Below are 534 nucleotides of genomic sequence, written 5' to 3' on the forward strand. Positions count from 1 at the left end.
CGTGTTGCCGCCCAGCGGCACGAACAGCGCGTGCTTTTCTTCCACGCCGGCGATGTCGATGTTCTTGCCGGCCAATACACTGAGATTGGCGGCAGCATCGACCTGGGCCGCGCGCGCCGTGAAATTGCCCTTGGCATCGATGACCACGTTGCCGCCGGCAATGGTGGCGACCCTGTCGATGTTGGTGCGGCTCGATGTGCTGGTGCCGTTGTTGCCAACCGTGTCAATACTGCGCGTCTGCGTCGTGCTGGCCACGAGAATGTCGCGGCCGGCATTGAGCGTGACCCGGCTGTCGTCGGTAGCGCTGCCGTCCACGCCCTTGTTGGACAGGCCGGCAATGCGCCCGCCCACATTGGCGATATCGTTCGCCGCCTTGATGTCGATGGCATTGCCGGCGATGGCGCCGCCATTGCTGACATTGCGGGCGTCGAGGGTGACGGTGCCATGCATGTCGGTCGGCTTCGCATTGGCGTAGCCGGCCAAAATGGTGCCGCTGTTGCTGATGCCGCCGTTCTGGTTGCGGATGGTGACGTT

Annotated in this window: 1 protein-coding gene; it reads right to left on the reverse strand. The window is 64.0% G+C overall.

The genetic code is table 11. From position 1 onward, the window contains the following. On the reverse strand, window positions 1-534 hold a 534-nt coding region (locus tag PO883_RS34810), incomplete at both ends, for a hypothetical protein (protein WP_289313846.1).

The organism is Massilia sp. DJPM01, assembly GCF_030348125.1.
GTDB lineage: Bacteria > Pseudomonadota > Gammaproteobacteria > Burkholderiales > Burkholderiaceae_D > Telluria_A > Telluria_A frigida.